A 24,240-nucleotide genomic window follows, 5' to 3' on the forward strand; every position below is an offset into this window, starting at 1 on the left:
ATGTGGGGTGTTTATGCGTTATCTCTTAGTCGCCTTATTAATTATTGTATTTGGTTATGCACTTGCACTTGTACTGCAAAATGGAACCGAACTTTCAGTTGACTTGTTATTTACACAAGTTCCAGCTATGCGTTTGGGACTTTTGCTATTATTGACCCTATGCTTGGGAATCATTGCAGGTTTGCTGCTTGGTGTGCAAGTATTCCGCGTATTTCAACGCAATTGGGAGATTAAACGCCTTCGCCAAGACATTGAGCATTTACGTAAAGAACAGATTCATACTGCTCAGCTAGCAGCTGCCGAAGCCGCAGCAAGTGCCCGACATGAAAAAACAGTTTTAGATATTAATCCGGAAAGCCAGAATCGTACACCATTATAATTTTTCTAGTTTAACTCTTATAAAATCCAGATGATTTTATAAGAACCTTAAAAGCTCTTTATTGGAATAAAGAGCTTTTTTTGTTTATGAAAAGCCTATATACCTCAAGATACCTGTAACGGTCATTGCAATCATAATGACTATGATAAAAGAATACTTTTTCCATGCAAATACGACTGCAACTAAAACTCCGACTAATTTACTCATGCCACTAAAATGATCTTCAGTAAATAGTGTATTGAATAACGCTAAGCTAAATAGGAGCACACAAGCAGAGTCTGCAAAGAGCTGTTGATGAGATTGTTTAAATGTAATGCGACTGGCTAAATAAAAACCAGAATAACGAATCAGATAGGTACCTAATGCAAGAATTATAATGGCTATAAATATATAACTTTCACTATATTTCATTTTGTTTTTCGTCCTATTATTAAACCAAACATAGATACCAAAACAGGAAGACCTGTTGGAAGTAAGGGAATAGAGGCTAAGGAAAGTGATGTACCTAGAAATACTCGATTTCGTGTGGTTTTATTCTTGAGCATTGGCAGGATTAAGGCAAAAAGAATGGCTGGAAATGCTGCATCAATACCAAAAATATAGATATCTGGAATATTTTTACTAAGCAGATAACCGATAAATACACCAAGCGGCCAAAGTATGCTGATGCCTAAGCCACACATCCAGTAGACCCACTTTTTCGAATGAGTATTTTTTTGGCTGAGGCCAAACATGACACTCTCATCATTCATAATATGGCAGGCAAAAAATTGATAAGTATTTTTTTCAATAAAAGTAGCAACTGATAAGCCAAAAGGGAAATGCCTTAAATTAATTAATATACCGGTCAATGCAGCAAAGATTGGATTGGCACCTGATGCAATCAAACCAATGAAGGTAAACTCTGCAGCGCCTGCCAATACAAATATAGATAAAGCTAGAGGAATCCATAAAGGTATATGGAAACTGGCTGCAATCGACCCTAAAGAAATGCCTACAATACCGGTTGCCACCGAGATAAGGGTAATAGTTTTAATTAATTTGTTTCGCTCTTCATTGCACATCTTTTGTTTTCTATATCAAACGATCGTACGATATAATAGTTTAATTTTATATCGTTCGTCAAAACGAACATTTGTTTTTTATGGTGAGTTATGACATTACCTATTGAGATTGTGGCTAAAGGATTACAAAGAGAAAGACAAAAAGCGGGATTGTCATTGACAGAGGTAGCCCGCCGCGCAGGTATTGCCAAATCAACCTTGTCTCAACTGGAAGCTGCGCAAGGAAATCCAAGCTTGGAAACATTATGGGCTCTATGTGTGGCTCTAGATATTCCATTTGCAAAATTAATGGAGGCTAATACTGCACAAACACAGGTTATTCGTTTTGGCGAAGGCCCATCCGTCAGTTCTGAAATTGCTCATTATCAGGCAATATTACTGGCAAACTGTCCCACAGGTGCCAGACGAGACGTTTATATCCTTACCACACATCCAGGCGAACCGCGTTGCAGTCAGCCACATCCAATCGGAAGTATAGAACATATTATTATTATGAAAGGTAAGGCTAAAGTAGGCCTGGTTTCAGAACCGATTGTGCTTAATGAAGGGGATTACATTTGTTATCCTGCCGATCAGGCTCATATTTTTGAGGCCTTAGAACATGATACTAGAGCTATTCTGATCTCTGAACAGAGATAAATATGTTTTAGAAAAGATAACCAGGCTTTTTTGCATTATCAATATATTCCTGCTTTGAGCATGGCATGAATCACTTTATAATTGGCCGATTTTTATAAGATGGAATTAAACTTGTGAGTATTATTGTTGCCTTAGATGCAAAAAGCCAATATGACGCCCTGAAAATTGCAGATGAACTTGATCCATCACTGTGTCGTGTCAAGGTAGGCAAAGAGCTTTTTACTCATGAAGGTCCATCAATTGTTAAAACCTTACAAAATAAAGGTTTTGAAGTTTTTCTTGATTTAAAATTTCATGATATCCCGAATACTACAGCTCAAGCAGTGTGTGCCGCCGCTGATCTTGGGGTCTGGATGGTAAATGTTCATGCTTCAGGTGGCCGTAAAATGATGGAAACCTGTGTAGAGCGATTAAAAGCAGGACAGTATCCTACCCAACTGATTGCAGTGACAGTACTAACCTCACAGACACGTGATGATTTGCGTGATATTGGTTTAGATATTGAGCCTTTTGAGCAGGTTAAACGCTTGGCAAAGCTTACTCAGGAAAGTGGTCTGGATGGTGTAGTCTGTTCTGCCCAGGAAGCTCCACTATTACGTAAGGAACTAGGACAAGATTTTGCACTGGTTACTCCCGGTATCCGTCCTGCCAGTTCAAGTGCGGATGACCAAAAACGTATCGTGACTCCAAAACAGGCTATGCTTGATGGTTCAACCCATTTAGTAATTGGGCGTCCAATTACACAATCGACTGATCCTGCCGGAGCCTTAAAAGAAATTCTAGCCAGCTTATAATTGAGTAATCCTAAGTTTAACTACTGCAGACAAAGCTGATCACTAGTTTATCAGCTTTGTTTTTTGGGCATAACCTTCTGAGGATTTAGATCAAGTACAAATAAATTCAAACTTATATTTTTTGTTTTATAAAAATATAAAAAAGCTTATTAGTAGAGGTGCCAGTAAAGTTAAAATTAGACCACTCATCATGGCATGAGGAACATAATGAGTCCCGCAAGACTGTTTGACCATGGCAAGTGTTACATCCATGGAAGTTGCTCCTGCACTAGAAATTGCCGAACGCGGAAAACGCCAACCGATACAATACATCAGTAAAATTGCAAAAACCTCCCGGAACAGATCAGTGAGCAGGGCAATACTGCCAAGTTGTGGAGAGTGAATCTGACTCAGCAGGATGCCAGACATCGAATACCAGCCATAACCTTGAGCTAAGGCCAGAATTTCATTCGCTGTGTAACTCTGTAATAAAGGAATACATAATAATGCAGCCAAGCCAGAACCAATAAAAGCCGCTAATGGAACAACCAAAATTTTCCAGCTTAACCAGGCACGGTCAAAATGGGTATGAGCCAGCTCCACACCAATTAGTAAAATAAAAACCAGTAATAGATACCAGCTGTTAAAAGAATATTCGTTTCCAGATAATTTAATCAGCCAGCCAATGCCTGCACCCGCCATTAGAGCCAGCAGAGCATAACTGATATTCTTAATTGCCTTTAAAAACAGGTGTAAGGAAATTGAGCCTTTGACACTGCTACGGTCTAGCCATTGATAAGCAAATAAACAGACCAAGAAAGATCCTAATGAGGTCAGTAGAGCAATTAATAAGGCAGGTTTTAAAATATATAAAGGATGTTGTAACTGTTGTAGAGCTTGAAAAAGTTCAAGTGATACACTTATTAACAGCAGATAAGAAAAATATGGCAAGATTTTGAAAATAAGTTTTTGTACAGGAACAGGTAATTTTTTTGCGGATAAAAAGCCTAAACCCAAGGCTAAAAAAATTTGTAAAACCAGAATAAGAGAAGTCATGAATAAGCAGATGCAATCAACACCTGCTTATTATGTCAGGGAAAAATTTAAGCTGCACGGCTTATGGTGCTATTTCCTAAAAAATGATAATCCGCCGGATTTACCTTTCGGGTTTCTAGCCAGTATCGCCAGGTGTAAGTAGGCCATAGGGAAAAGTTTTTGCCGCCATTTTGCTGATACCAGCTGGTGCAGCCAGACTGCCAGACTGTACCTTTAAGCATGTCTTGGACTCGATGATTAAATTGATCCTGTACTTCGGCTTTAACGACGACTGCCTGGGTATGAGTTTTTTCAACCAGCTGAATCAATTGCAAGATATGCTCGATTTGAGATTCAATCATAAATAAAACGGAATTATGCGCCAAAACAGTATTTGGACCTAGTAACTGAAACAGATTCGGGAAACCTTTAGTACTTACCCCATAGTAGCTTTCGGCGCCATCTTCCCAAGCCTTTGCTAATGATTGATTATGCTGGCCAATGCATGGAAAATTCTTTAGGTAAACACGGGGATCAGTGATAAAACCTGTACCATAGATCAGGCAGTCAATTCTTCGGGTCTGACCATCCTGAGTAATAATGCTGTCTTCAGTAATCTCCCGAATCTTATCAGTTACAAGTTCAACATTGCTCCGGTTGAAGGTGGGATAATATTTATTTGATACCAAGATGCGTTTACAGCCCATAATATAATCAGGTGTAAGTTTCTTGGCGATAGTTTTATCTTTAACCTGGAGTCGTATAAAAGCGCGGCCTAGTTTTTCTACATAGCGCATAGCAAATGGCTGTACAATTGGAATAACCCGTGATTCATTTGACCAGTACAGCCGGATCCGATGTAATTTCCTGAACCATTCCTGCTGAGCAAAAAGGTTTTTCTCCAACTGGCCATATTTGCGTTCGTCGCGTGGAATGACCCAAGCTGCACTACGCTGCATTACATAGAGCTGTTTGACCTGTGAAGCTATTTCTGGAATATATTGAATGGCGCTGCCACCTGTACCAATCGATGCAACTGTTTTACCTGTCAGATCATATTGATGATCCCATTGTGATGAATGGAAAATTTTCCCATTAAATTTTTCAATACCTTTTATTTTGGGAATCTGCGGTACATGAAGCGGCCCGGAAGCAAAAATGACAAATTGGGCTTCTATATTCTCCTGCCCATCAATTTCAATATGCCACGTATTTAACTGTTCATTATAAAAAGTTCCAGTGACTTCTGTATTGAATTGAATATATTGGCGCAGTTGATACTTTTCAGTAAGATTTTGTATATATTCAAAAATTTCTGGCGCCTCGGCATAACGCTTTGACCAGTCTGTTTTTGGCGCAAAAGACAGAGAATACATGTGTGACTGTACATCACAGGCAGCTCCCGGATAGCGGTTTTCGCGCCATGTGCCCCCTACATCTCCTGTTTTTTCAATAATAATAAAGTCATCAATGTTTTGCTGTAATAACCGAATTGCGGCGGCTAAACCACCAAATCCCGCACCAATAATTGCAACTTTTACTCTGCGTCCAGTTACAGGTTCTATATTATTTTTCTGCATTCTCTGCTAAGTCCGTTCTATTTTTATACAAATTATACAGCTTTGCTTATATTGGCCCATGATAGCAGCAACATAAATATTGATAGATTCGGCAATTAAAAAGATGAGATTTTTATAGTAAAACAGACAGGTCAGGGTAAATTGAATTATTCATGAAGCGTTCTATTCTCGGTTTGATGTATTTAATACAAGGTATGCGTAACGCTGGAATTGATGTTGATTCACGGCTCGCAACAATTGGTATCAAGCCGGATGCTTTGGATCCGACTTCTATTATTCATCCCAGCTTGGAATGGGATATACAAAAAGTTGTGGGTGAAGGGGTAAAGCCTGAAACAGGACTATTTATTGGGCAGCATTACGCGCTTGCCGGTTATGGCCCTTTGCTGATGCTCCTTGTAACCAGTAATAATATCCAGACTGCTCTTGAAAAGGGGATCCAATACCAGGGTCTTACTCACCTATTTGGAACTTTAGGCCTTGAAGTCATGACTCATCAGGTTGCATTGACATATTTGCCAGTAGACCTGAACTCAGATATGGGATTGCTACGTGCCCAATGCGAAATTTCGGGAACTTATAAATTTATTCAAGATATTTATAAAATGATGGGACTGGTTGCACCTACTTTAAGAGTTGAGTTACCTTTTAAAGCACCTGAAGATAAAGAGCAATTACAGCTGTATCAGAATTATTATGGTGCAGATCTGCACTTCGGTTTTAAGCAGGCGAAATTTGGATTAAATTCGCAAGTACTTGAAATCAAAATTCCTTCTGCAGATCCAATTACCCATCGGGTTTATGAAGCTAAATGTATTAGTGAGCTACAACGTTTAAATCATGATGATGCAATACCTTCACTTATTCAGCGTGTACATGACTATTTAGAGCTGCAAAAGGGGGTAATTCCTACTATGGCAGAGACTGCACAAGCACTTGGTATTCCAGAACGTACCTTGCGCCATCAGCTACAACAGTTCAATACCAGTTATAAAGAAATTAGAGAACAGTTGATTAAAAACAAAGCATTAAAACTGATTGAATATAAAGAGTACTCAATTGAGGTTATTGCTGAGTTACTGGGCTATTCAGAACCTGCCGCATTTAATCATGCCTTTAAGCGCTGGTTCGGACAAAGCCCAAGACAATATAGTAAATAGCCTAAGTCAGGTTATGCCAAAGTTTTATATGTTTCACTATATTCTTCGTTATACTTCCCATTAGCCCATAAAACGTATCAGAATTATATGCTAGAGCTTAAATCATCACACAGTACAGCTTTTTCACCCGTCTCTCCAGCCGAGCGTTATTCTCAAGCTTTATCTTCTGGACAATTTTTACCTGATGAAGCACAGGCACAAGCTGTGCAGGAGCTGGACCGGGTCTGGCATGAATTGATTCACCGATATAAGGCTTCTAAAAAAGCATTTCGCCGTTTCCGCCGGCAAACTGCACCGCGTGGTGTATACATGTGGGGTGGGGTTGGCCGTGGAAAAACATGGCTAATGGACCAATTCTTTGAGTCTATTCCATTTCGCCGCAAGTTACGTATGCATTTTCATCACTTTATGCAACATGTACACCGTGAGTTAAATAAGCTGTCTGGCCAGCGTAATCCCCTAGATCTGGTGGCTGACCAGATTTACAAAGATGCAGTTATTATTTGCTTCGACGAATTTTTTGTATCAAATGTCACTGATGCCATGATTTTGAGCGATCTGTTTCAAAAATTATTCCAGCGCGGTATTACGCTGGTAGCGACCTCAAATATTGCACCAGATGGTTTATATAAAAATGGTATTCATCGTGACCGTTTTTTACCTACCATTGAAATGGTCAAAAAAAACTGTGTTGTGTTAAATGTAGATGCTGGAGTAGATTATCGGTTACGAGTGTTAAAACAGGCGCAGCTTTTCAAGGCACCGCTCAGCCACGAAGCACAGCAGTGGATCGCCCAAAGGTTTTCTGCATTGACCCAGACTCAGGTGCAGTCTCAAGAATCAATTATTATCAATAATCGTATTGTAGAGACTATCGGTCATACTGAAGATGTGTTGTGGTGTGAATTTTCAGAGCTTTGCCTTAAGCCTCGCAGCCCGTCAGATTTCATTGAAATAGCCAATATTTATAATACGGTACTGGTCAGTAATGTTCCGCATTTAACTGATCAGATTAATGATGCAACCCGACGTTTTATTTATCTGGTTGATGAGTTCTATGATCGGGGAGTAAAACTTTTACTTACCTCTCAAGATGATATTATTAATATCTACCAGGGAGAGAAGTTGGCGTTTGAAATTGAGCGTACCCGTTCAAGATTGCTGGAAATGCAATCAGATGAGTATCTGCATTCAGAGCACAAGCAAATTCACGGCGCCCAGTAAAATTTTAATCAAGCGTTCTATGGAACGCTTTTTTATTATTTATATTAAATAAAACCGCGCAGTATCGGCATGGTTTTGCTTTAATACGTGTGATCAGTTATTGTAAAAGTTATAAAAGATAGGTAGAAAAGCTGGTACTTAAGTCTAATTTTCGAAACCTCTCTCTTTATCCACTATAAGTAAATTTAAAGCGGCTGAATATAAACGTATTTTAAACTGGCATATATAAAAACTATTGATGTCAATATTTTTTAAACAGAAAATGCTTACTATTTAGGAACGTGATAGTGGTATTCAGCTAAATATAAATCAGTATACTAGAATCTCTTGTGATAAAAAGTAGCAATATCAGGAAAGACAATGACTGCACGTATTCAAAAAGGCAAGTTAGCGATTGCTAAAGAACTCTATGATTTCATCGAAAATGAAGCTTTACCGGGTTCCGGTCTGGACAGTGAAACATACTGGAAAAATTTTGAGCAAGTCGTTGTTGATCTTAGTCCGAAAAATAAAGCGCTTCTTGCAAAGCGTGATGAAATTCAGGCTAAAATTGACGAATGGCATCGCAATAACGAATTTGAACTTGAAGCTTACAAAGCTTTCCTGAAAGAGATTGGCTACTTATTACCAGAAGTAGAAGATTTCCAGATTACCACTGAAAATGTGGATGAAGAAATTGCAGTATTGGCAGGCCCACAGTTGGTTGTACCTGTACGAAATGCCCGTTACTGCCTTAATGCTGCAAATGCCCGCTGGGGTTCTTTATATGATGCACTTTATGGCTTTGATGTGATTTCTGAAGAGAATGGCGCAGAAAAGGGTAAGGGGTATAATCCGGCCCGTGGCGCCAAAGTTATCGAATTTGCTAAAAGCTTTCTGAATGATACTTTCCCGCTTGAGGCAGGCTCGCATCAAGATGCTACACGCTATGAAGTTGAAGATAATCAGCTGGTTATTACTTTAAAAGATGACACTAAAACTACCTTGGCTGAACCGGTTCAGTTTGTAGGTTATAATGGCGAGAAAAGTAATCCGACTGAAATTATTCTAAAAAATAATGGATTGCACGTCATTATCCAGATTGATGCGACTAGTCCGATTGGGCAGACTGATGCAGCTGGTGTAAAAGACCTGGTACTTGAAGCAGCTGTAACGACAATTCAGGATCTGGAAGACTCGATTGCTGCAGTAGATGCAGAGGAAAAAGTAGAAGGCTACCGTAACTGGCTTGGGCTTATGAAGGGTACACTTCAGGAATCTTTCCAGAAAGGTGACAAAACTGTTACCCGTGCTATGAACAAAGACCGTACTTATACAGACCTTGAAGGGAATACGGGTAAAATTCATGGCCGATCATTGATGTTACTGCGTAATGTTGGCCACCTGATGACGAACCCTGCTATTTTGGTAGATGGTGCAGAAATCTATGAAGGCATCATGGATGCACTGGTAACGCCATTACTAAGTATTGCTGATATTCGTGGCGAAAATGAAATCAAGAACTCACGTCAGGGTTCAATGTATATCGTAAAACCAAAAATGCATGGTCCGGAAGAGGTCGCATTTGCGGTAGAACTTTTTGAACGTGCTGAGCAGGCTTTGGGACTGCCGGCAAAAACTCTTAAAATCGGGATTATGGATGAAGAACGCCGTACTTCTGTAAACCTGAAGAACTGTATTGCTCAGGCCAAAGACCGTACCATCTTTATTAATACTGGTTTTATGGACCGTACAGGTGATGAGATTCATACCTTTATGGAAGCAGGTCCATTTGTTCGTAAAGGCGAAATCAAAGGACAAAAATGGTTCCCTGCTTATGAAAACCGTAATGTAATGATCGGCCTGAAAGCAGGATTACGCGGTAAGGCACAGATCGGTAAAGGTATGTGGCCAAAACCAGATATGCTGCTTGACATGTATCGTACTAAGATCGAGCATCCGGAAGCAGGTGCAAGCTGTGCATGGGTTCCTTCTCCAACAGGAGCAGTAATTCATGCAATTCATTATCATCAGTGCAATGTATCTGAGCGTCAGCAAGAATTATTACAGACTGAGCCTTTAGCTCTGGATGATCTGTTGACTCCTCCGCTAGCAGCAAATACAGACTGGACTGAAGAAGAGAAAAAGAACGAACTTGAAAATAACTGTCAGGGTATTCTGGGTTATGTTGTGCGCTGGGTTGACCTGGGTGTAGGCTGTTCAAAGGTTCCAGATATTAATGATGTAGGCCTGATGGAAGACCGCGCAACATTACGTATTTCTTCACAGCACGTTGCGAACTGGTTACGTCATGGTATTGTGAGTCGTGAACAGGTTGAAGAAGTATTAAAGCGCATGGCTAAAATTGTAGACGAACAAAATGCCAATGATCCGCTTTATACTGCAATGTCTGCTGACTTTGAAAATAGTATTGCTTTTAAAGCTGCATCTGACCTGATCTTTAAAGGCGGTGAGCAACCATCTGGTTATACTGAACCTTTACTACACGCTGCGCGCTTAAAACTTAAAGGCTATATAGGTGACTAATCTGAGCCATTAAAAAAAGCCTCTTCGGAGGCTTTTTTATTTAGTTTTTAAATAAATATTTTTCTTATATTCAGGCAGTAGCGACCTGAAAACCTGGACGCTCAGCATAGCGAGCAACCGATAAGTCATCTGCATAAATCGCTGGTCGTTTATGGCTCATGAGGTCTGAAAGCAATTTACCTGAACCACATGCCATGGTCCAGCCTAATGTACCATGCCCAGTATTTAAGAACAGGTTACTCAGGGCAGTTTTACCTACAATAGGCGTACCATCTGGTGTCATGGGACGAAGCCCTGTCCAGAAAGTTGCTTCTTTTAAACGTCCGGCAGACGGATAAAGATCATTCACCACCATTTCCAGAGTTTTTCTGCGTTCTGGAAGCAATTGATAATTAAAGCCTACAATTTCTGCCATACCCCCTACACGAATACGATCATCAAAGCGTGTTACAGCGACTTTGTAGGTCTCGTCCAGTACTGTAGAAACTGGTGCACGCGTAGCATCTTGAATTGGAATGGTCAGTGAATAGCCTTTTAATGGATAGACTGGAATATGAATTAACCCACGTAATAGCGGAGTAGAGAAAGATCCCATTGCAATTACATATTGGTCTGCTTTAACCAGACCTTCACTGGTTTGGACTGCTGTGACTTTATCTGCTTCAACCACCAGTTTTTCAATAGAAACACCAAATTTAAAAATTACGCCAGCAGCTTTTGCCATTTCTGCAAGATGCTGTGTAAATAACTGGCAGTCACCAGTTTCATCATTTGGCAAGCGTAACCCGCCTGTCAGTTTATGACTGGAATATTTTAAAGCAGGTTCAACTTTCATTAAATCTTTCGCTTCGAGCAACTCAAATGGCACACCAGCTTCTTTTAATACTTCAATATCTTTGGCAGCATTGGCATATTGCTGTTCACTACGGAAAAGCTGTAAGGTTCCTTGCTGACGACTTTCATAAGCAATACCTGTAGTCTTCCGTAATTCTTTCAGACAGTCACGACTATATTCAGCAATACGAACCATACGGCTCTTATTTTCCTGATAATGCTGAATATTGCAGTTCTTTAGCATTTGCCACATCCAGGCAATCTGGAAACTGGTTCCATCTGGACGAATAGACAGAGGAGCATGTTTTTGAAACATCCATTTAATGGCTTTAAGTGGCACCCCTGGCGCTGCCCAAGGTGTAGCATAGCCAGGAGAGACCTGTCCGGCATTTGCAGCACTGGTCTCCAGCGCTGCTCCAGGCTGTCGGTCAATTACGGTCACTTCATGCCCTGCTTGGGCTAGATACCATGCAGTTGTGACACCAATTACACCACTTCCTAAAACGACGACTTTCATGATCTTCTCTACTCATTGCAGCCTGAATCTGGCCTGTACATGGAGCTCTACCAAACGCGGTATATATGACTGATTTTTAAAGCAAGCAGTCCGTGGGTAGTAACGGTATAACTGAGTTTCAGGGTAAACATTTAAAATGTGAAAGGGTCACTAAAAAAATCCCTTTTTCCAGTTATGCTCTCAGTTTACATCTGGGGTTTAGTTCTGATAAATTCAAATAAACTTATCTTTAGATATAAAATTACTTACGTAAATGAAAATTAAAAATCTGAACCAGATTACTGATTTTGATATCAAGTTATTGAGAATTTTCAAGACAGTATGCGAATGTGGGAGCTTTACTTCAGCAGAGAGTGTTCTTGGAATTAGCCGCTCAGCCATTAGTCTGCATATGAGTGATTTGGAAAATCGTCTGGGGCTCAGGTTATGCCAGCGTGGCCGTGCCGGATTTTCTCTTACCGATGAAGGTAAGGAAATCTTGAACTATAGTGAAACGCTAATCGCTTCTATTGAGGAGTTTAAGCTTAAGGTTAACCAGATTCATAAAAAGTTAAAAGGCGAGTTTAATATTGGAATTATTAACAATTTAATTAATTTGCCAAAGCCTTATATCACTAATACGCTTGAGCAACTTACCAGTGAAAGCCCTGATGTGCAGATTAACATCAGTATGAGTACCCTAGCAGATATTGAATGCAAGGTGATGGATGGCCGCTTACATGTAGGGGCAGTCCCGATGGTTACTCCATTATCGGGACTGGACTATTTGAATCTTTATGAAGAAAGTTCTTATCTTTATTGTGGAGATCGGCATCCATTATTTTCTTCTACCGAACGATTAAAAGAACAAGATTTAAGCCAGTGGAATGCAGTAATGCCTAACTACAGTATTAATTCACAAGCATTACAGCTCTACCAGCTGCTGCATTGTTCTGCAACTGCAAGTGACCGAGAGGGAATTGCTTTTTTAATTTTAACCGGAAATTTTATGGGATTTTTACCTGATCATTATGCAAGAAAATGGGTAGAAAGCGGTCAGATGAAACCTGTGCTCGAGCAGCGCATGCATTATAGTACACCGATCTGCATGATTACCAGAAAGGGCAGGCGACATAATATGATTCTGGAATCTTTTCTCGAAAAGCTGAAAAATAATATTAATGAGCAGAATAATTCCGGGTTAACGATAACGAACTAGATGGAACCCATATGTCAGCTTAAATAGCAAACAGGATTTGCTATTTCATTGACTATTCTAGAAGTTGTTTTAATTTGACTGCATGAGGACTGTCTTCTGGTAAAAGTTCAAGCAGACGCTCAATTGCATCAGTACGTTCAGGAACACGACTAATCAGGCGAAATAACTGGTCAATGTCTTGCAAGTTATGAATCATATGGCTTAAGCGCGCATCAAAGCAGTCACGCCAGGCACACAGGAAAGGACTTTCTGTCTTACTCAGGAAATTGCCCTTGTACAAGGCCAATACTGTAACAGTAAAGCCCAGATTCAATGCCTGTTCAGCCATAAGAAAATCTGCCTGAACCTCACAGTTCAGTTTGTAAGGGCGTGATTGGATACAGTCGTGTAACAGACTGCGCATCTGGGATAATTCTGCTTTTAGCGTCTTCTGGCTAACCTGCCTGTCTCCATAAAGGGCATAGTGTAATTCGTCCAAACTGATCCCATCTGGACACAATGCCAGAATACACAGTATTTCAATTTGCCGGTGCGTCAGCTGTAAAATATGATGATTAAACTGAACTTTTGAACCACCCAGCACTTTAAGATAAAGCACATTTTGCTGTTCAAGCCGGATGGCGCGTTGCACCAGATCTGCACAGCGCTCTACGGCGAGTACGCCTAAAGAATTATGCTTCTCATACTTGGTTGAAAGGTTAATAATGCCATGGAACTGGCCGCTTTGCGGGTCGATGATGGGCGCTGCGTAGCATACCCAGTCACGCACGCTATTCATCTGGTTTTCATGTGAGTACACACAACTGGCAGCATGGGTATTTAACGCAAGGCCAATAGCATTGGTGCCTACGGACTGGGTAGACCACTGGCCACCTTCAAAAAAATGCACCTGTTCTGCAGAAGAGCGCATAGAGTGACTGCTCCAGGTCCAGAGCAGAGTGCCATGCTGGTCTGTAATTCCGATTGCCATGCTGGCATCTTCTGCAATTCTCAAGAGTTCAGAATGACACTGATCTAATGAGCGACCGAAGAGTGTTTCACGCCAACCATGATCCAGATTCAGTACTGGGGCCGCATCTACTGAAACGGGAGGCACATGATGTGCTACAGCATTCTTTAAAAAAGCTGATGAATAATGAGAAACAGGATTTAACACGGGTAATTTTTTAATCATATGCATATCATGGTCCTTCATGATGAGGCAAAAATGCAGCTACCTGAGCTGGTTACTGTTGTTATTTTCCCCTACCTTAAACCTTGATGCTCTAATCTGCTATCCGACAAAAGGCTGACGCCAGCATACACATCTTTAAACATCAGTCTGGTATATGTACCAATATAGTCAGACTGTTTTTAAAAGAAATGGCCGATTCAGACTGATCTGTTTAAAATAGTTACAGAATATTCCTGCATAAGATCAACCTGTCTGTTTGTATTTAGGGTAACTGCTTTCTGCTGAAAGGTTGCGGTACAGGTTTCCCTAAATATTGCTGATCGGCAAAATAACTGGAACGTACCATAGGCGCACTCCAAATATTTTTAAATCCTAAAAAATCGCCATAACGCTGATAATGCTCAAATTCTTTTAAGCTCACAAAACGATGGATAGGAGCATGAGCTTTAGAAGGCTGTAGGTACTGTCCGATGGTGACCAAATCCACATAATGATCTTTTAAATCATTTAACAGCGCAATAACCTCTGCCTCAATCTCTCCAATACCTACCATCAAGCCACATTTGGTCGGAATCTCAGGACATAAAGTTTTAAATTTCTTTAACAGATTAAGAGAATGCTGATAATCTGATCCAGGCCGCAAGGCCCGGTACAAGCGGGGCACTGTCTCTATATTGTGGTTAAATACATCTGGTGGAGACTGGCTAAGGATAGACAAGGCAAGATCAAGCCGCCCTCTAAAGTCCGGAACCAATATTTCGATCCGGGTATTCGGACAGCATTTACGTATCTCCTGAATACAATCTACAAAATGTTGGGCGCCTCCATCTTTCAGGTCATCCCGGTCTACAGAAGTAATTACCACATAACTTAAATTCAGGTTTGCGACGGTCTCGGCAAGATGCCGAGGCTCAGCCGGATCTAGGCTGTTCGGACGGCCGTGGGCTACATCGCAAAAAGGACACCGTCTGGTACAGATATCACCCATTATCATAAAAGTTGCAGTACCGCTACCAAAACATTCTGGCAGGTTTGGACACGCCGCTTCTTCACATACCGTATGTAGTTTCTGCTGACGCAACAGCCCTTTAATACGGCCAATCTCTTCAGGTTGACTGATTTTTGCCCGTATCCATTCGGGTTTTGTCGGCATAACATCTGTTGCAATAACCTTAACAGGTATACGTGCCAGTTTATCTGCACCCCGAAGTTTTTTTTCATGCTTAAAATTCTGTTGTAAATCCATTTAAATATATCCTGATTTAATAATAAGTCTTAAAATAAATAAAAAAAGATTAATATTTAAAAAAATATTTTTAAAATAAAAATCTAACTTTTAAATAAAATTAGGATTATAAAATATATGAGGTTGGTTAAAGGTTTGTTTTTAAGTTATTGTTTAAAATAATAAAAAATTACATTTATTTTTTAATAAATAAATTATTGTTTTTGAAAAAAATAAGTAAGTTTTATTTTAATGAATAATTTTAGTCTAATATTAATTTTAGAATAAATATATTTAATTGGAGGTGTGAGTTATTCACTGTTCCCTTGATTTTGATCAAGATAAAAAGGAAAAGGATATGCAATTAACGGAAGAAAAATTACTGGCTGCATATAAGAGTATGCGCGATATTCGTGAGTTTGAGGACCGGCTTCACGAAGAAAATACCATGGGTGATATTCCTGGATTTATTCACCTTTATAGTGGTGAGGAAGCAGTTGCAGTCGGTATTTGTGAAAATCTGACCGATAAGGATTACATTACCTCCACCCACCGGGGCCATGGGCACTGTATTGCTAAAGGATGTGATATTCATGCCATGATGCTTGAGATTTTCGGTAAAGATGCCGGCCTGTGTCGTGGTAAAGGTGGTTCAATGCATATTGCAGACCTCGACAAGGGCATGCTGGGTGCAAACGGTATTGTAGGAGGTGGACCTCCTTTAGCAATTGGAGCAGCTTTAACTGCTAAAACTTTGAAAACCGGTGGTATAGGTCTGTCATTTACGGGTGATGGGGGGTCAAATCAGGGCCTCACTTTTGAAGCGATGAATATGGCTGTAGTATTGCAACTTCCAGTCATATTTATATTTGAAAACAATGGCTTTGGTGAAGGTACCGGTCATGACTATGCAGTAGGAAGTAAAGATATTGCTGGTCGGGCAGCAGGTTTTGGTTTACCTGCAGTCAAGGTTGACGGTACAGATTTCTTTGCAGTCTATGAGGCTGCCCAGCAGGCAATTGAGCGAGCCAGAAATGGTGGTGGACCAAGTGTAATTGAAACAATTACCAACCGTTTCTATGGTCATTTCGAAGGTGACCCTGGGTTAATCCGTTCTAAAGATGAAGTGGATTATGTAAAAGAACATCGCGATCCATTAAAAATTTTCCGTGAAAAAGTTAAAGACCAGATTGATCTGGCAAAGCTCGATGCAATTGATGCTGAGTCTAAAGCTAATGTAGACGACGCTGTAGCAAAAGCCCGTGCTGCCAAATACCCAGAAGTTTCCCAGCTTCTGACCGATGTTTATGTCTCTTACTAAAGGAATAGTAAAGCAAATGCCAAATAAAAGTTACCGTAATGCGATTAAAGAAGCGATTGAATTAGAGATGCGCCGTGACCCGACTGTATTTGTAGTCGGTGAAGACGTACGTGGTGGTCATGGTGGTAAAAATACTGAAGATAATGCCCTTGAAGGCTTTGGTGGCGTACTGGGTGTGACCAAGGGTTTATGGTCTGAGTTCGGCTCTGAACGTGTGATCGATACCCCAATTACAGAATCTGCGATTATCGGTATGGCTGCAGGTGCAGCAGCAACCGGTTTACGGCCTGTAGCTGACCTGATGTTTATGGATTTCTATGGGGTATGCCATGACATGCTTTATAACCAGGCTGCAAAGTTCCGCTATATGTTTGGAGGTAAAGCCAAAGCACCTATGGTAGTACGTGGCATGATCGGTGCCGGTTTCTCCGCAGCAGCCCAGCATTCACAGTCACCTTATAATGTCTTTGCTGCAGTACCCGGTTTGAAGGTGGTCGTACCTTCTAGTCCTTACGATGTAAAAGGTCTGTTGATTCAGGCAATTCATGATGATGACCCGGTAGTATTTTGTGAACACAAACTGCTGTATGACATTAAAGGCGAGGTTCCGGATGATGCCTATACCATTCCTTTTGGCGTAGCTAATTACACCCGTGAAGGAACTGATGTCACCATTATTGCTTTAAGTTTAATGGTACACCGTGCCAATGAGGTTGCAGATAAACTGGCAAAAGAGGGAATTTCGGTAGAAGTGGTAGATCCAAGAACTATTTCACCTCTAGATGAAGAAGGTATCCTTGAATCTGTAGCCTCGACTGGCCGTGTAGTAATTGTTGATGAGTCTGCGGCACGTTGTGGTTTTGGTCATGATATTGCTGCCCTGATTGCCCAGAAAGGATTTCATTATCTGAAAGCCCCAATTGAACTGGTGACTCCTCCTCATACACCTGTACCGTTCTCACCTGTATTGGAAAAAGAATGGATTCCGAGTGTAGAGCGTATTGAACAGGCTGTACGAAAAACTTTGGAGGCTTAGGATGAGCGAAATTAAAACACTAGAAATCCCAAAATGGGGATTATCTATGGAAGAAGGAACTATTGCCCAATGGTTAATTCAAGAAGGAAGCCAGTTCAGTAAAGGACAAGAAATTTGTGAAATTGAAACCACAAAAATTGTAAACGTCCTGGAGGCACCTTTTGACGGAACATTGAGAAAAATACTGGCAAAAGATGGTGAAACCCTGCCAGTCGGTGGGTTGATTGCAGTTTGTGCCAATGATGATGTCACAGATGATGATATACAGGCATTTGTACAGTCACTTGATCAAGGGACAGCAGCTTCGGCAAGCTCTGCACCGGACAGTACTCCGGCTGAAGACAAAACCGAACAGACTGCACCAGTAGAGCAGCTGAGTTCATCAACTGTGAAAGCTGAAACATCATCTGCTACCCGGAAAACTTCTCATAGTGCCGGTGACTATATTATTCCTGCGTCTTTACAAGGCTATCAGCCACCAGATGACCTGTTTATTACACCACATGCCCAGAAACTGGCAGAAAAATATAATTTGGATTTAACCAAGGTTACAGGTTCGGGACGCGAAGGGCGTATTAGTATCGCTGATCTTCAGGCAGCAGTGCAGGGCGCAGGTGGACAATGGCCAGATGTTAAGCATCAGGCCAGTACAAAAGCTGCAAAATCTAACGCTGATGACAGTCAGGTTGCTGCTACACCTGTAGCTCGGCGTCTGGCCAAGCAATGGGGCATTAATCTGCATGACTGTCGCGCCTCGGGAACAAGAGGCCGGGTCTGCAAAGAAGATGTTGAAGCAGTGTATAACCGTGAACACAAGTCTGCTCATACAGAAACTTCATTGAATGCAACTCAGCCCGAACAGGCAAAAGTAACCAGTATTCCAATGAATGCCATGCGTAAAGCCATTGCTTCACGTTTACAGGCAGCAAAACGTAATGCGCCACATTTTCGTTTAACTGTTGACTTGAATGTTGAGGCGATACAGACATTACGTGCACAGATTAATGAGTCCGTGCCTCAGGTCAAACTGTCTATCAATGATATGCTCATCAAGGCAGCAGCTGCGGCGTTGATTAAAGTACCTGAAGTAAATGTACAGTTTGATGAAGAGTCACAATCAATTTTACAGTTTGATCAGGCCGATATTTCTGTGGCTGTGGCTATTCCTAATGGCCTTATTACTCCAATTATCAAAGCTGCAAATCAGAAATCGCTTGCTGAGATTTCTGGAAATATGCGGGACTTGGCCACGCGGGCAAAAACTGGAAAGTTAACTCCGGATGAATTTCAGGGGGGAAGTTTCAGTATTTCTAACCTGGGAATGCTGGGTATCAAACACTTTGACGCCATTATCAATCCGCCTCAAGGTGCTATTTTGGCTTTGGGTGCTTCAGAGGCTCGAGCAGTGGTAGAGCATGATCAGATTGTTATTCGGCAGATGGTGACAGTAACTTTATCCTGTGACCACCGGGTGATTGATGGAGCAGTTGGGGCGAAATTCTTGGCCAGCTTTAAAAAGTTTGTCGAGAATCCAGCATTAATACTGGTATAGGAGCTGGACATGACAGGAAATCAGTATGATTTAATTGTTGTGGGTGCAGGTCCGGGTGGATATGTGGCTGCAATACGTGCAGCCCAGCTTGGCCTTAATACAGCAATTATCGAAGAAAAACATCTGGGGGGGATCTGCCTGAACTGGGGCTGTATCCCGACCAAGGCTTTATTGAGTGGAGCTGACTTGGCCTATCAGCTTAAGCATGCTGGAAACTTTGGTTTCACTCTTCCACAAATTGATTTTGATCTGAGTCAACTGGTTAAACATAGCCGCCAAGTCTCGCAGCAACTGGTACAGGGAATCGAGCACCTTCTCAAGAAAAATGGTGTAGAGGTTATATTTGGACGGGCCAAGCTACAGGCGAAAGAAACGCTTGAGGTAATCGATGAGAGCGGTAAAGCACGCACTTTAAAAGCACCTCATATCATTTTAGCAACAGGTGCCAGAGCTAGAACTTTGCCTGGTCTGCCTGTCAATGGCACCGAGATCTGGAGTTACCGGGAAGCGCTAGTCCCGGAACAATTGCCTGAATCTTTACTGGTAGTCGGTTCCGGCGCTATAGGCAGTGAATTTGCCAGTTTATATCATGATCTAGGCTGTGAGGTTACTCTTATTGATGTTGCTCAGCAGATTTTGCCTACTGAAGATGCAGAAGTTGCAGAATATATGCGTAAGCAGTTTGAGCAGCGCGGTATGAAAGTGATTACTGGCTGTTCATTGCAAAATGTCCAGGTTACCGGAGGCCAGGTACAGTGTGAACTTCATAGCTCACAGGGCAAACAAAACCAGGTGTTTGATCGGGTTCTGTCTGCAATAGGTGTACAACCGAATGTAGAAAATCTGGGACTGGAACAGTTAGAAGTAGAGTTTAAGCAGGGTTTTATTCAGGTGGATGAATTCTGCCGCACAAATGTCGTAGGGCTCTATGCAATTGGTGATGTGGCGGGTGCACCATGTCTGGCTCATAAAGCCAGTCATGAAGCTATTCTTTGTGTAGAAAAAATTGCAGGACTCACAAATCTGCACTCTCTAGACCGTACCCAAATTCCTGGCTGTATTTTTACTCATCCTCAGGTTGCCAGTATTGGTTTGACTGAAGCGCAGGCCAAAGCGCAAGGACATCATATCCAGACTGGGAAATTTCCTTTTCAGGCAAATGGTAAGGCACTGGCTTTAAAACAAACAGCCGGTTTTGTAAAAACTGTATTTGATAAAGAGACTGGCGAGCTGCTCGGAGCGCATATGGTCGGTCATGAAGTTACTGAACATATTCAGGGTTTCGCAATTGCCAAATATCTGGAAGCTACCGACGAAAGCTTGGCACAGGTCATTTTTCCTCATCCTACATTATCAGAAGCAATGCATGAATCGGTATTAGCTTCCCTACAGCAGGCAATACATATTTGAAAATATGGAAGAGCTTATCTGGTTTAGCTTGATAAGCTCATTCTTCTTACAGAAAACTGATTAATCAGGAGCGGTAATGAAAGCAGCTCGTTTTTATGATAAAAGCGATATTCGCATTGAAGATATTCCGGAGCCACAAGTTACACCAGGTACAGTCGGTATTCAGGTTGCCTGGTGTGGTATTTGTGGAACCGATCTGCATGAGTTTATGGATGGTCCAATTTTTATTCCGCCTTGTGGCCATCCGCATCCAATCTCGGGCGAATCTGCTCCGGTAACGATGGGACATGAGTTTTCCGGAATTGTATACGCTGTGGGTGAAGGGGTTAATGATATTCAGATTGGTCAGCATGTGGTGGTTGAACCTTATATCATCGCTGACGATGTGCCGACTGGACCTAATGATGCTTATCATCTGTCGAAGAATATGAATTTTATTGGTTTAGGAGGGCGAGGCGGTGGTCTATCGGAAAAAATAGCCGTGCAGCGTCGTTGGGTACACCCAATTTCCAATAAAATACCATTGGATCAGGCTGCACTGATTGAGCCTTTGTCGGTAGGTCATCATGCCTATATCCGTAGTGGCGCACAAGCCGGAGACATTGCACTGGTTGGGGGTGCAGGGCCGATAGGTCTGTTGTTATCAGCTATTTTAAAGGCTAAAGGACTCACTGTTATTATTAGTGAGTTAAGTGCTAAACGTAAAGAAAAAGCAAGAGAGGCTGGTGTTGCAGATTATATTCTGGACCCTTCAGAAGTTGATGTGGTTACGGAAGTCATGAAAATTACTCAAGGCCAGGGTGCAGATGTTGCTTTTGAATGTAGTAGTGTAAATAAAGTACTAGATACTCTCGTAGCTGCGATGAGGCCGGCTGGTGTACTGGTCATTGTATCAATCTGGAGTCATCCGGCCACAGTAAATGTTCACAGTGTTGTTATGAAAGAACTTGATATCCGTGGCACCATTGCTTATGTCAACGACCATCAGGCAACAATCAAATTGGTGGAAGACGGTAAAATTAATTTGGAACCTTTTATTACACAGCGCATTCAGCTCGATGACTTGGTTTCGCAGGGATTTAAAACCCTGATCCATAACAATGAGTCAGCTGTTAAAATTATTGTCCATCCCTAAATACTCAGAAAAAACAAGCAGACGTTTTAATTGCTTATCAATAATTTAACAACAATACATAAGGAAAAATAATGAATAAAGGATTAATGAATAAAGTCGCCGTTGTAACAGGCGCAGCGCAAGGTATAGGTCGTGGTATTGCTCTAAGACTGGCCCAGGAAGGTGTACATGTAGCCTTGGTAGACCTGAATGAACAACGACTTAATGAAGTAAAACAGGAAATTGAAAATTTAAAGGTAAACGCCAGTATTTTTGTTGCTGATATCAGTCAGCGTGATCAGGTGTATGCCAGTATTGAACATGCCGAGCAGTCTTTAGGCGGTTTTGATATTATGATCAATAATGCTGGAATTGCTCAGGTTCAGCCTCTTGATGCAGTGACACCTGAAGAACTGCAAAAAATTAGCGATATTAATATTGGTGGAGTTCTGTGGGGTATTCAGGCCGCAGCTCGAAAATTTAAAGCGCGCCATCAAAAAGGTAAAATCATTAATGCAGCTTCTATTGCAGGGCATGAAGGTTTTGCCATGTTAGGAGTATATTCGGCAACAAAATTCGCAGTCCGTGCTTTAACTCAGGCCGCAGCCAAGGAATATGCTTCACATGGCATTACGGTAAATGCATATTGTCCGGGAGTAGTGGGCACAGATATGTGGGTAGAAATTGATAAAAGATTCTCTGAAATTACCCATATCCCAATTGGTGAAACATACAAAAAATATGTGAGTGGTATTGCACTGGGGCGTGCACAAACACCTGAAGACGTGGCTGCGCTGGTTGCTTTTTTATCGAGTGAAGATGCCGATTATATTACCGGGCAGGCAATTTTAACAGATGGAGGTATGGTCTACCGCTAGTAAAATATACACTGTGTGATTCTTAAAAATGTATGAATATAATCAGGCTTCTACTTAAACATATTAAATAATAAAAGGCCTGAGTATATAGAATATAACACTATCTTATTTGTACTCAGGCCTGTATTTCCTTAAGTTTTTTTAAGATGTTTTTGTCAAATTCTGCTGTTTATACATAATATTATCCAGCCACTAGTCCATTGAAATACTAAAATTTATCACTATATATGACCTATAGTTTTTTAAATTTTCGCCTATGTGTGCCAATTTTAAACCTGTTACGCGTGTTCAGGTGCATAAACTTCAGCTACCGGATGTTCCTTTCGATTATCTCGAAGAAGTGTATCCAGCCTATAATTTGCCTTTACTATTTAAGTCAGAATATGGCTTGGAATGGCGTAGCGTAATGTTCGGACTGGTGCCAAAGTGGGCTCAGGATAAAAGTTCGGCTAAACGGACCTATAATGCCCGAAATGAAACTTTATTTGAAAAGCCAAGTTTCCAGGAGGCTGCATTTAAAGGTAAGTTTGGAGTTATTCCGGTGACCGAATTTTATGAAGCAAAATATATTGATGGTAAGGCTCAGCGTTGGGGAGTACGTCGCAAAGATGGCCAAGGCTTTTTTATTGCTGCCATTTATGAAATCTGTAAAATCAATGATGAAGTGATTCGCTCAGCCAGCATGATCACGATGGATGCAATAGACCATCCGATGATGAAGGAGTTTCATGAACCAGGAAATATCAAACGTTCAGTGATTGTAATTCCACATGAACGTCTGGATGAATGGCTGAGTGTAGGACCTGCTAACTTCAAATCATTTATTGAAGGTTTTCCTGTTGAAGAGTTTGAGTGTTCTCATGTACCCAAGCCTAAAGTGGAAACGCCCCAGTTAAACTTTTTTGACTGATGAAAGTTAATTTGAAAGATTTTTAAATAAGTGTTTAAGGCTTTCAATTAGTTTTTCAATCTGTAATGGAGTAAGCCCTTCAAAAGACTGTTCGAGTACTACTCCAGTAAGATCATTAATTTTAGCAGTCATTTCTTTGCCATATTCAGTAAGATTTACCCGTGTAATACGGCCATCCTCTTCACATGAATAGGTATCGACATAGCCTTCAGCTTTCAGGCGGTAAACAATTTTGGTTGTAGTCGACATTTTTGAAATGATCATCTCTGAAAGATCAGAAACACTGGCATGCGGTTTAGACTCGAGTGCTAGTAGAATACGTCGCCGTGAGTTATCCAATCCATAACGCTTTAAGACATTGTCCATATTCTGCACATATTGTGCATGTACTTGAGTAATCCAATAGAATGGAAAGTCTTCAAGATTAAAATCCCCAGTGTTTGAAGGCAAAAACCGAGCATATTTTTTATTCATACGAGAATAACCCTAATTTTAATTATTTTTACAAAGTAAGTTTATTGTAAAACAATTGTTTTATACAAGAGAGTGGCTAAGTTTATTTTAGTATAAAAACTTTTATGAGCCCTTCACTGAGTTTGATATTTTTAGATTGACAATTGTTAGAACGACAAAGTGTAGCATTTGAGCAGTATTTTGATGAGATTTATAAGAAAAATGGCAAAACTACTTT

At 40.9% G+C, this 24,240-nt stretch carries 22 protein-coding genes; 14 read left to right on the forward strand and 8 right to left on the reverse strand.

Translation table 11 applies throughout. The features are described 5' to 3' along the window. The first annotated feature begins 13 nt into the window (after window positions 1–13). Window positions 14–379, forward strand: a complete 366-nt coding sequence (locus tag AC0VYT_RS05715) for a lipopolysaccharide assembly protein LapA domain-containing protein (protein WP_005014685.1) — start codon at window positions 14–16, stop codon at window positions 377–379. A gap of 84 nt (window positions 380–463) precedes the next feature. Here AC0VYT_RS05715 and AC0VYT_RS05720 read toward each other — a convergent pair whose 3' ends face one another. Together AC0VYT_RS05720 and AC0VYT_RS05725 are read right to left on the reverse strand one after the other, a co-directional pair. After that, the gene (locus AC0VYT_RS05720; RefSeq protein WP_005014684.1) at window positions 464–790 is read right to left on the reverse strand and encodes an AzlD domain-containing protein; all 327 of its coding nucleotides are present in this window, start codon (window positions 788–790) and stop codon (window positions 464–466) included. Beyond that, window positions 787–1,443, reverse strand: a complete 657-nt coding sequence (locus tag AC0VYT_RS05725; protein ID WP_005014683.1) for an AzlC family ABC transporter permease — start codon at window positions 1,441–1,443, stop codon at window positions 787–789. The genes AC0VYT_RS05720 and AC0VYT_RS05725 overlap by 4 nt, the downstream gene beginning before the upstream one ends. 90 nt (window positions 1,444–1,533) lie before the next feature. On the opposite strand from AC0VYT_RS05725, the gene AC0VYT_RS05730 reads away from it, so the two are divergent. Together AC0VYT_RS05730 and pyrF are read left to right on the forward strand one after the other, a co-directional pair. Then, window positions 1,534–2,082: a helix-turn-helix domain-containing protein gene (locus AC0VYT_RS05730; RefSeq protein ID WP_005014681.1), complete on the forward strand. Its 549-nt coding sequence runs from the start codon at window positions 1,534–1,536 to the stop codon at window positions 2,080–2,082. Window positions 2,083–2,195: 113 nt separating this feature from the next. Next, window positions 2,196–2,876: an orotidine-5'-phosphate decarboxylase gene (gene pyrF, locus AC0VYT_RS05735; protein WP_005014680.1), complete on the forward strand. Its 681-nt coding sequence runs from the start codon at window positions 2,196–2,198 to the stop codon at window positions 2,874–2,876. A 126-nt stretch (window positions 2,877–3,002) separates the two neighbouring features. Here the strand turns inward: pyrF and AC0VYT_RS05740 are convergent, their stop codons facing one another. Both AC0VYT_RS05740 and AC0VYT_RS05745 read right to left on the reverse strand, forming a co-directional pair. Beyond that, on the reverse strand, window positions 3,003–3,911 hold the full coding sequence (locus tag AC0VYT_RS05740) for a LysO family transporter (RefSeq protein ID WP_005014679.1): 909 nt from the start codon (window positions 3,909–3,911) through the stop codon (window positions 3,003–3,005). 47 nt (window positions 3,912–3,958) lie between these two features. Continuing rightward, window positions 3,959–5,470 carry a flavin-containing monooxygenase gene (locus AC0VYT_RS05745; protein WP_005014678.1) on the reverse strand — a complete coding sequence of 504 codons (1,512 nt, stop codon included), beginning with the start codon at window positions 5,468–5,470 and terminating at the stop codon, window positions 3,959–3,961. 152 nt (window positions 5,471–5,622) lie between these two features. Between AC0VYT_RS05745 and AC0VYT_RS05750 the strand changes: the two genes are divergently transcribed. From AC0VYT_RS05750 to AC0VYT_RS05760, 3 genes are all read left to right on the forward strand, one after another. After that, window positions 5,623–6,630 (forward strand): helix-turn-helix domain-containing protein, encoded by a 1,008-nt coding sequence (locus tag AC0VYT_RS05750; protein ID WP_005014677.1) that lies wholly within the window; start codon window positions 5,623–5,625, stop codon window positions 6,628–6,630. Between the two features lie 87 nt (window positions 6,631–6,717). Next, complete coding sequence (gene zapE, locus AC0VYT_RS05755; protein ID WP_005014676.1) at window positions 6,718–7,854, forward strand: cell division protein ZapE; 1,137 nt, start codon at window positions 6,718–6,720, stop codon at window positions 7,852–7,854. 360 nt (window positions 7,855–8,214) lie between these two features. Beyond that, on the forward strand, window positions 8,215–10,380 hold the full coding sequence (locus tag AC0VYT_RS05760) for a malate synthase G (protein WP_005014675.1): 2,166 nt from the start codon (window positions 8,215–8,217) through the stop codon (window positions 10,378–10,380). A gap of 70 nt (window positions 10,381–10,450) precedes the next feature. Here the strand turns inward: AC0VYT_RS05760 and AC0VYT_RS05765 are convergent, their stop codons facing one another. Then, a complete protein-coding gene (locus tag AC0VYT_RS05765) occupies window positions 10,451–11,731 on the reverse strand; it encodes a D-amino acid dehydrogenase (protein WP_005014674.1) in 1,281 nt (426 codons plus the stop codon). A gap of 253 nt (window positions 11,732–11,984) precedes the next feature. Between AC0VYT_RS05765 and AC0VYT_RS05770 the strand changes: the two genes are divergently transcribed. Beyond that, entirely contained in the window at window positions 11,985–12,929 is a 945-nt protein-coding gene (locus AC0VYT_RS05770; RefSeq protein ID WP_005014673.1) for a LysR family transcriptional regulator, read from the forward strand. Window positions 12,930–12,981: 52 nt separating this feature from the next. On the opposite strand, the gene AC0VYT_RS05775 is transcribed toward AC0VYT_RS05770, so the two are convergent. Together AC0VYT_RS05775 and lipA are read right to left on the reverse strand one after the other, a co-directional pair. Then, entirely contained in the window at window positions 12,982–14,109 is a 1,128-nt protein-coding gene (locus tag AC0VYT_RS05775) for a sigma-54-dependent transcriptional regulator family protein (RefSeq protein ID WP_005014672.1), read from the reverse strand. 256 nt (window positions 14,110–14,365) lie between these two features. Beyond that, complete coding sequence (gene lipA / locus AC0VYT_RS05780; protein ID WP_005014671.1) at window positions 14,366–15,349, reverse strand: lipoyl synthase; 984 nt, start codon at window positions 15,347–15,349, stop codon at window positions 14,366–14,368. Between the two features lie 337 nt (window positions 15,350–15,686). Here lipA and AC0VYT_RS05785 point away from each other — a divergent pair, with 337 nt between their 5' ends. The 7 genes from AC0VYT_RS05785 (at window position 15,687) to AC0VYT_RS05815 (ending at window position 23,549) form a co-directional block, all read left to right on the forward strand. Beyond that, window positions 15,687–16,649, forward strand: a complete 963-nt coding sequence (locus AC0VYT_RS05785; protein WP_005014670.1) for a thiamine pyrophosphate-dependent dehydrogenase E1 component subunit alpha — start codon at window positions 15,687–15,689, stop codon at window positions 16,647–16,649. Between the two features lie 16 nt (window positions 16,650–16,665). Then, on the forward strand, window positions 16,666–17,685 hold the full coding sequence (locus AC0VYT_RS05790) for an alpha-ketoacid dehydrogenase subunit beta (RefSeq protein ID WP_005014669.1): 1,020 nt from the start codon (window positions 16,666–16,668) through the stop codon (window positions 17,683–17,685). A gap of 1 nt (window position 17,686) precedes the next feature. Then, window positions 17,687–19,237: a 2-oxo acid dehydrogenase subunit E2 gene (locus tag AC0VYT_RS05795; protein WP_005014668.1), complete on the forward strand. Its 1,551-nt coding sequence runs from the start codon at window positions 17,687–17,689 to the stop codon at window positions 19,235–19,237. Window positions 19,238–19,246: 9 nt separating this feature from the next. Beyond that, window positions 19,247–20,647, forward strand: coding sequence for a dihydrolipoyl dehydrogenase (gene lpdA, locus AC0VYT_RS05800; RefSeq protein WP_005014667.1), 1,401 nt, complete (start codon window positions 19,247–19,249; stop codon window positions 20,645–20,647). A gap of 76 nt (window positions 20,648–20,723) precedes the next feature. Further along, window positions 20,724–21,782, forward strand: coding sequence for a 2,3-butanediol dehydrogenase (locus tag AC0VYT_RS05805; RefSeq protein WP_005014666.1), 1,059 nt, complete (start codon window positions 20,724–20,726; stop codon window positions 21,780–21,782). A gap of 71 nt (window positions 21,783–21,853) precedes the next feature. After that, window positions 21,854–22,639 carry an acetoin reductase gene (locus AC0VYT_RS05810; RefSeq protein WP_005014665.1) on the forward strand — a complete coding sequence of 262 codons (786 nt, stop codon included), beginning with the start codon at window positions 21,854–21,856 and terminating at the stop codon, window positions 22,637–22,639. A 256-nt stretch (window positions 22,640–22,895) separates the two neighbouring features. After that, window positions 22,896–23,549, forward strand: a complete 654-nt coding sequence (locus AC0VYT_RS05815) for an SOS response-associated peptidase (RefSeq protein WP_005014664.1) — start codon at window positions 22,896–22,898, stop codon at window positions 23,547–23,549. 6 nt (window positions 23,550–23,555) lie between these two features. On the opposite strand, the gene AC0VYT_RS05820 is transcribed toward AC0VYT_RS05815, so the two are convergent. Then, a complete protein-coding gene (locus AC0VYT_RS05820; protein WP_005014663.1) occupies window positions 23,556–24,023 on the reverse strand; it encodes a MarR family winged helix-turn-helix transcriptional regulator in 468 nt (155 codons plus the stop codon). Between the last annotated feature and the right edge of the window lie 217 nt (window positions 24,024–24,240).

This window comes from Acinetobacter sp. QJM3NY_42, assembly GCF_056173745.1.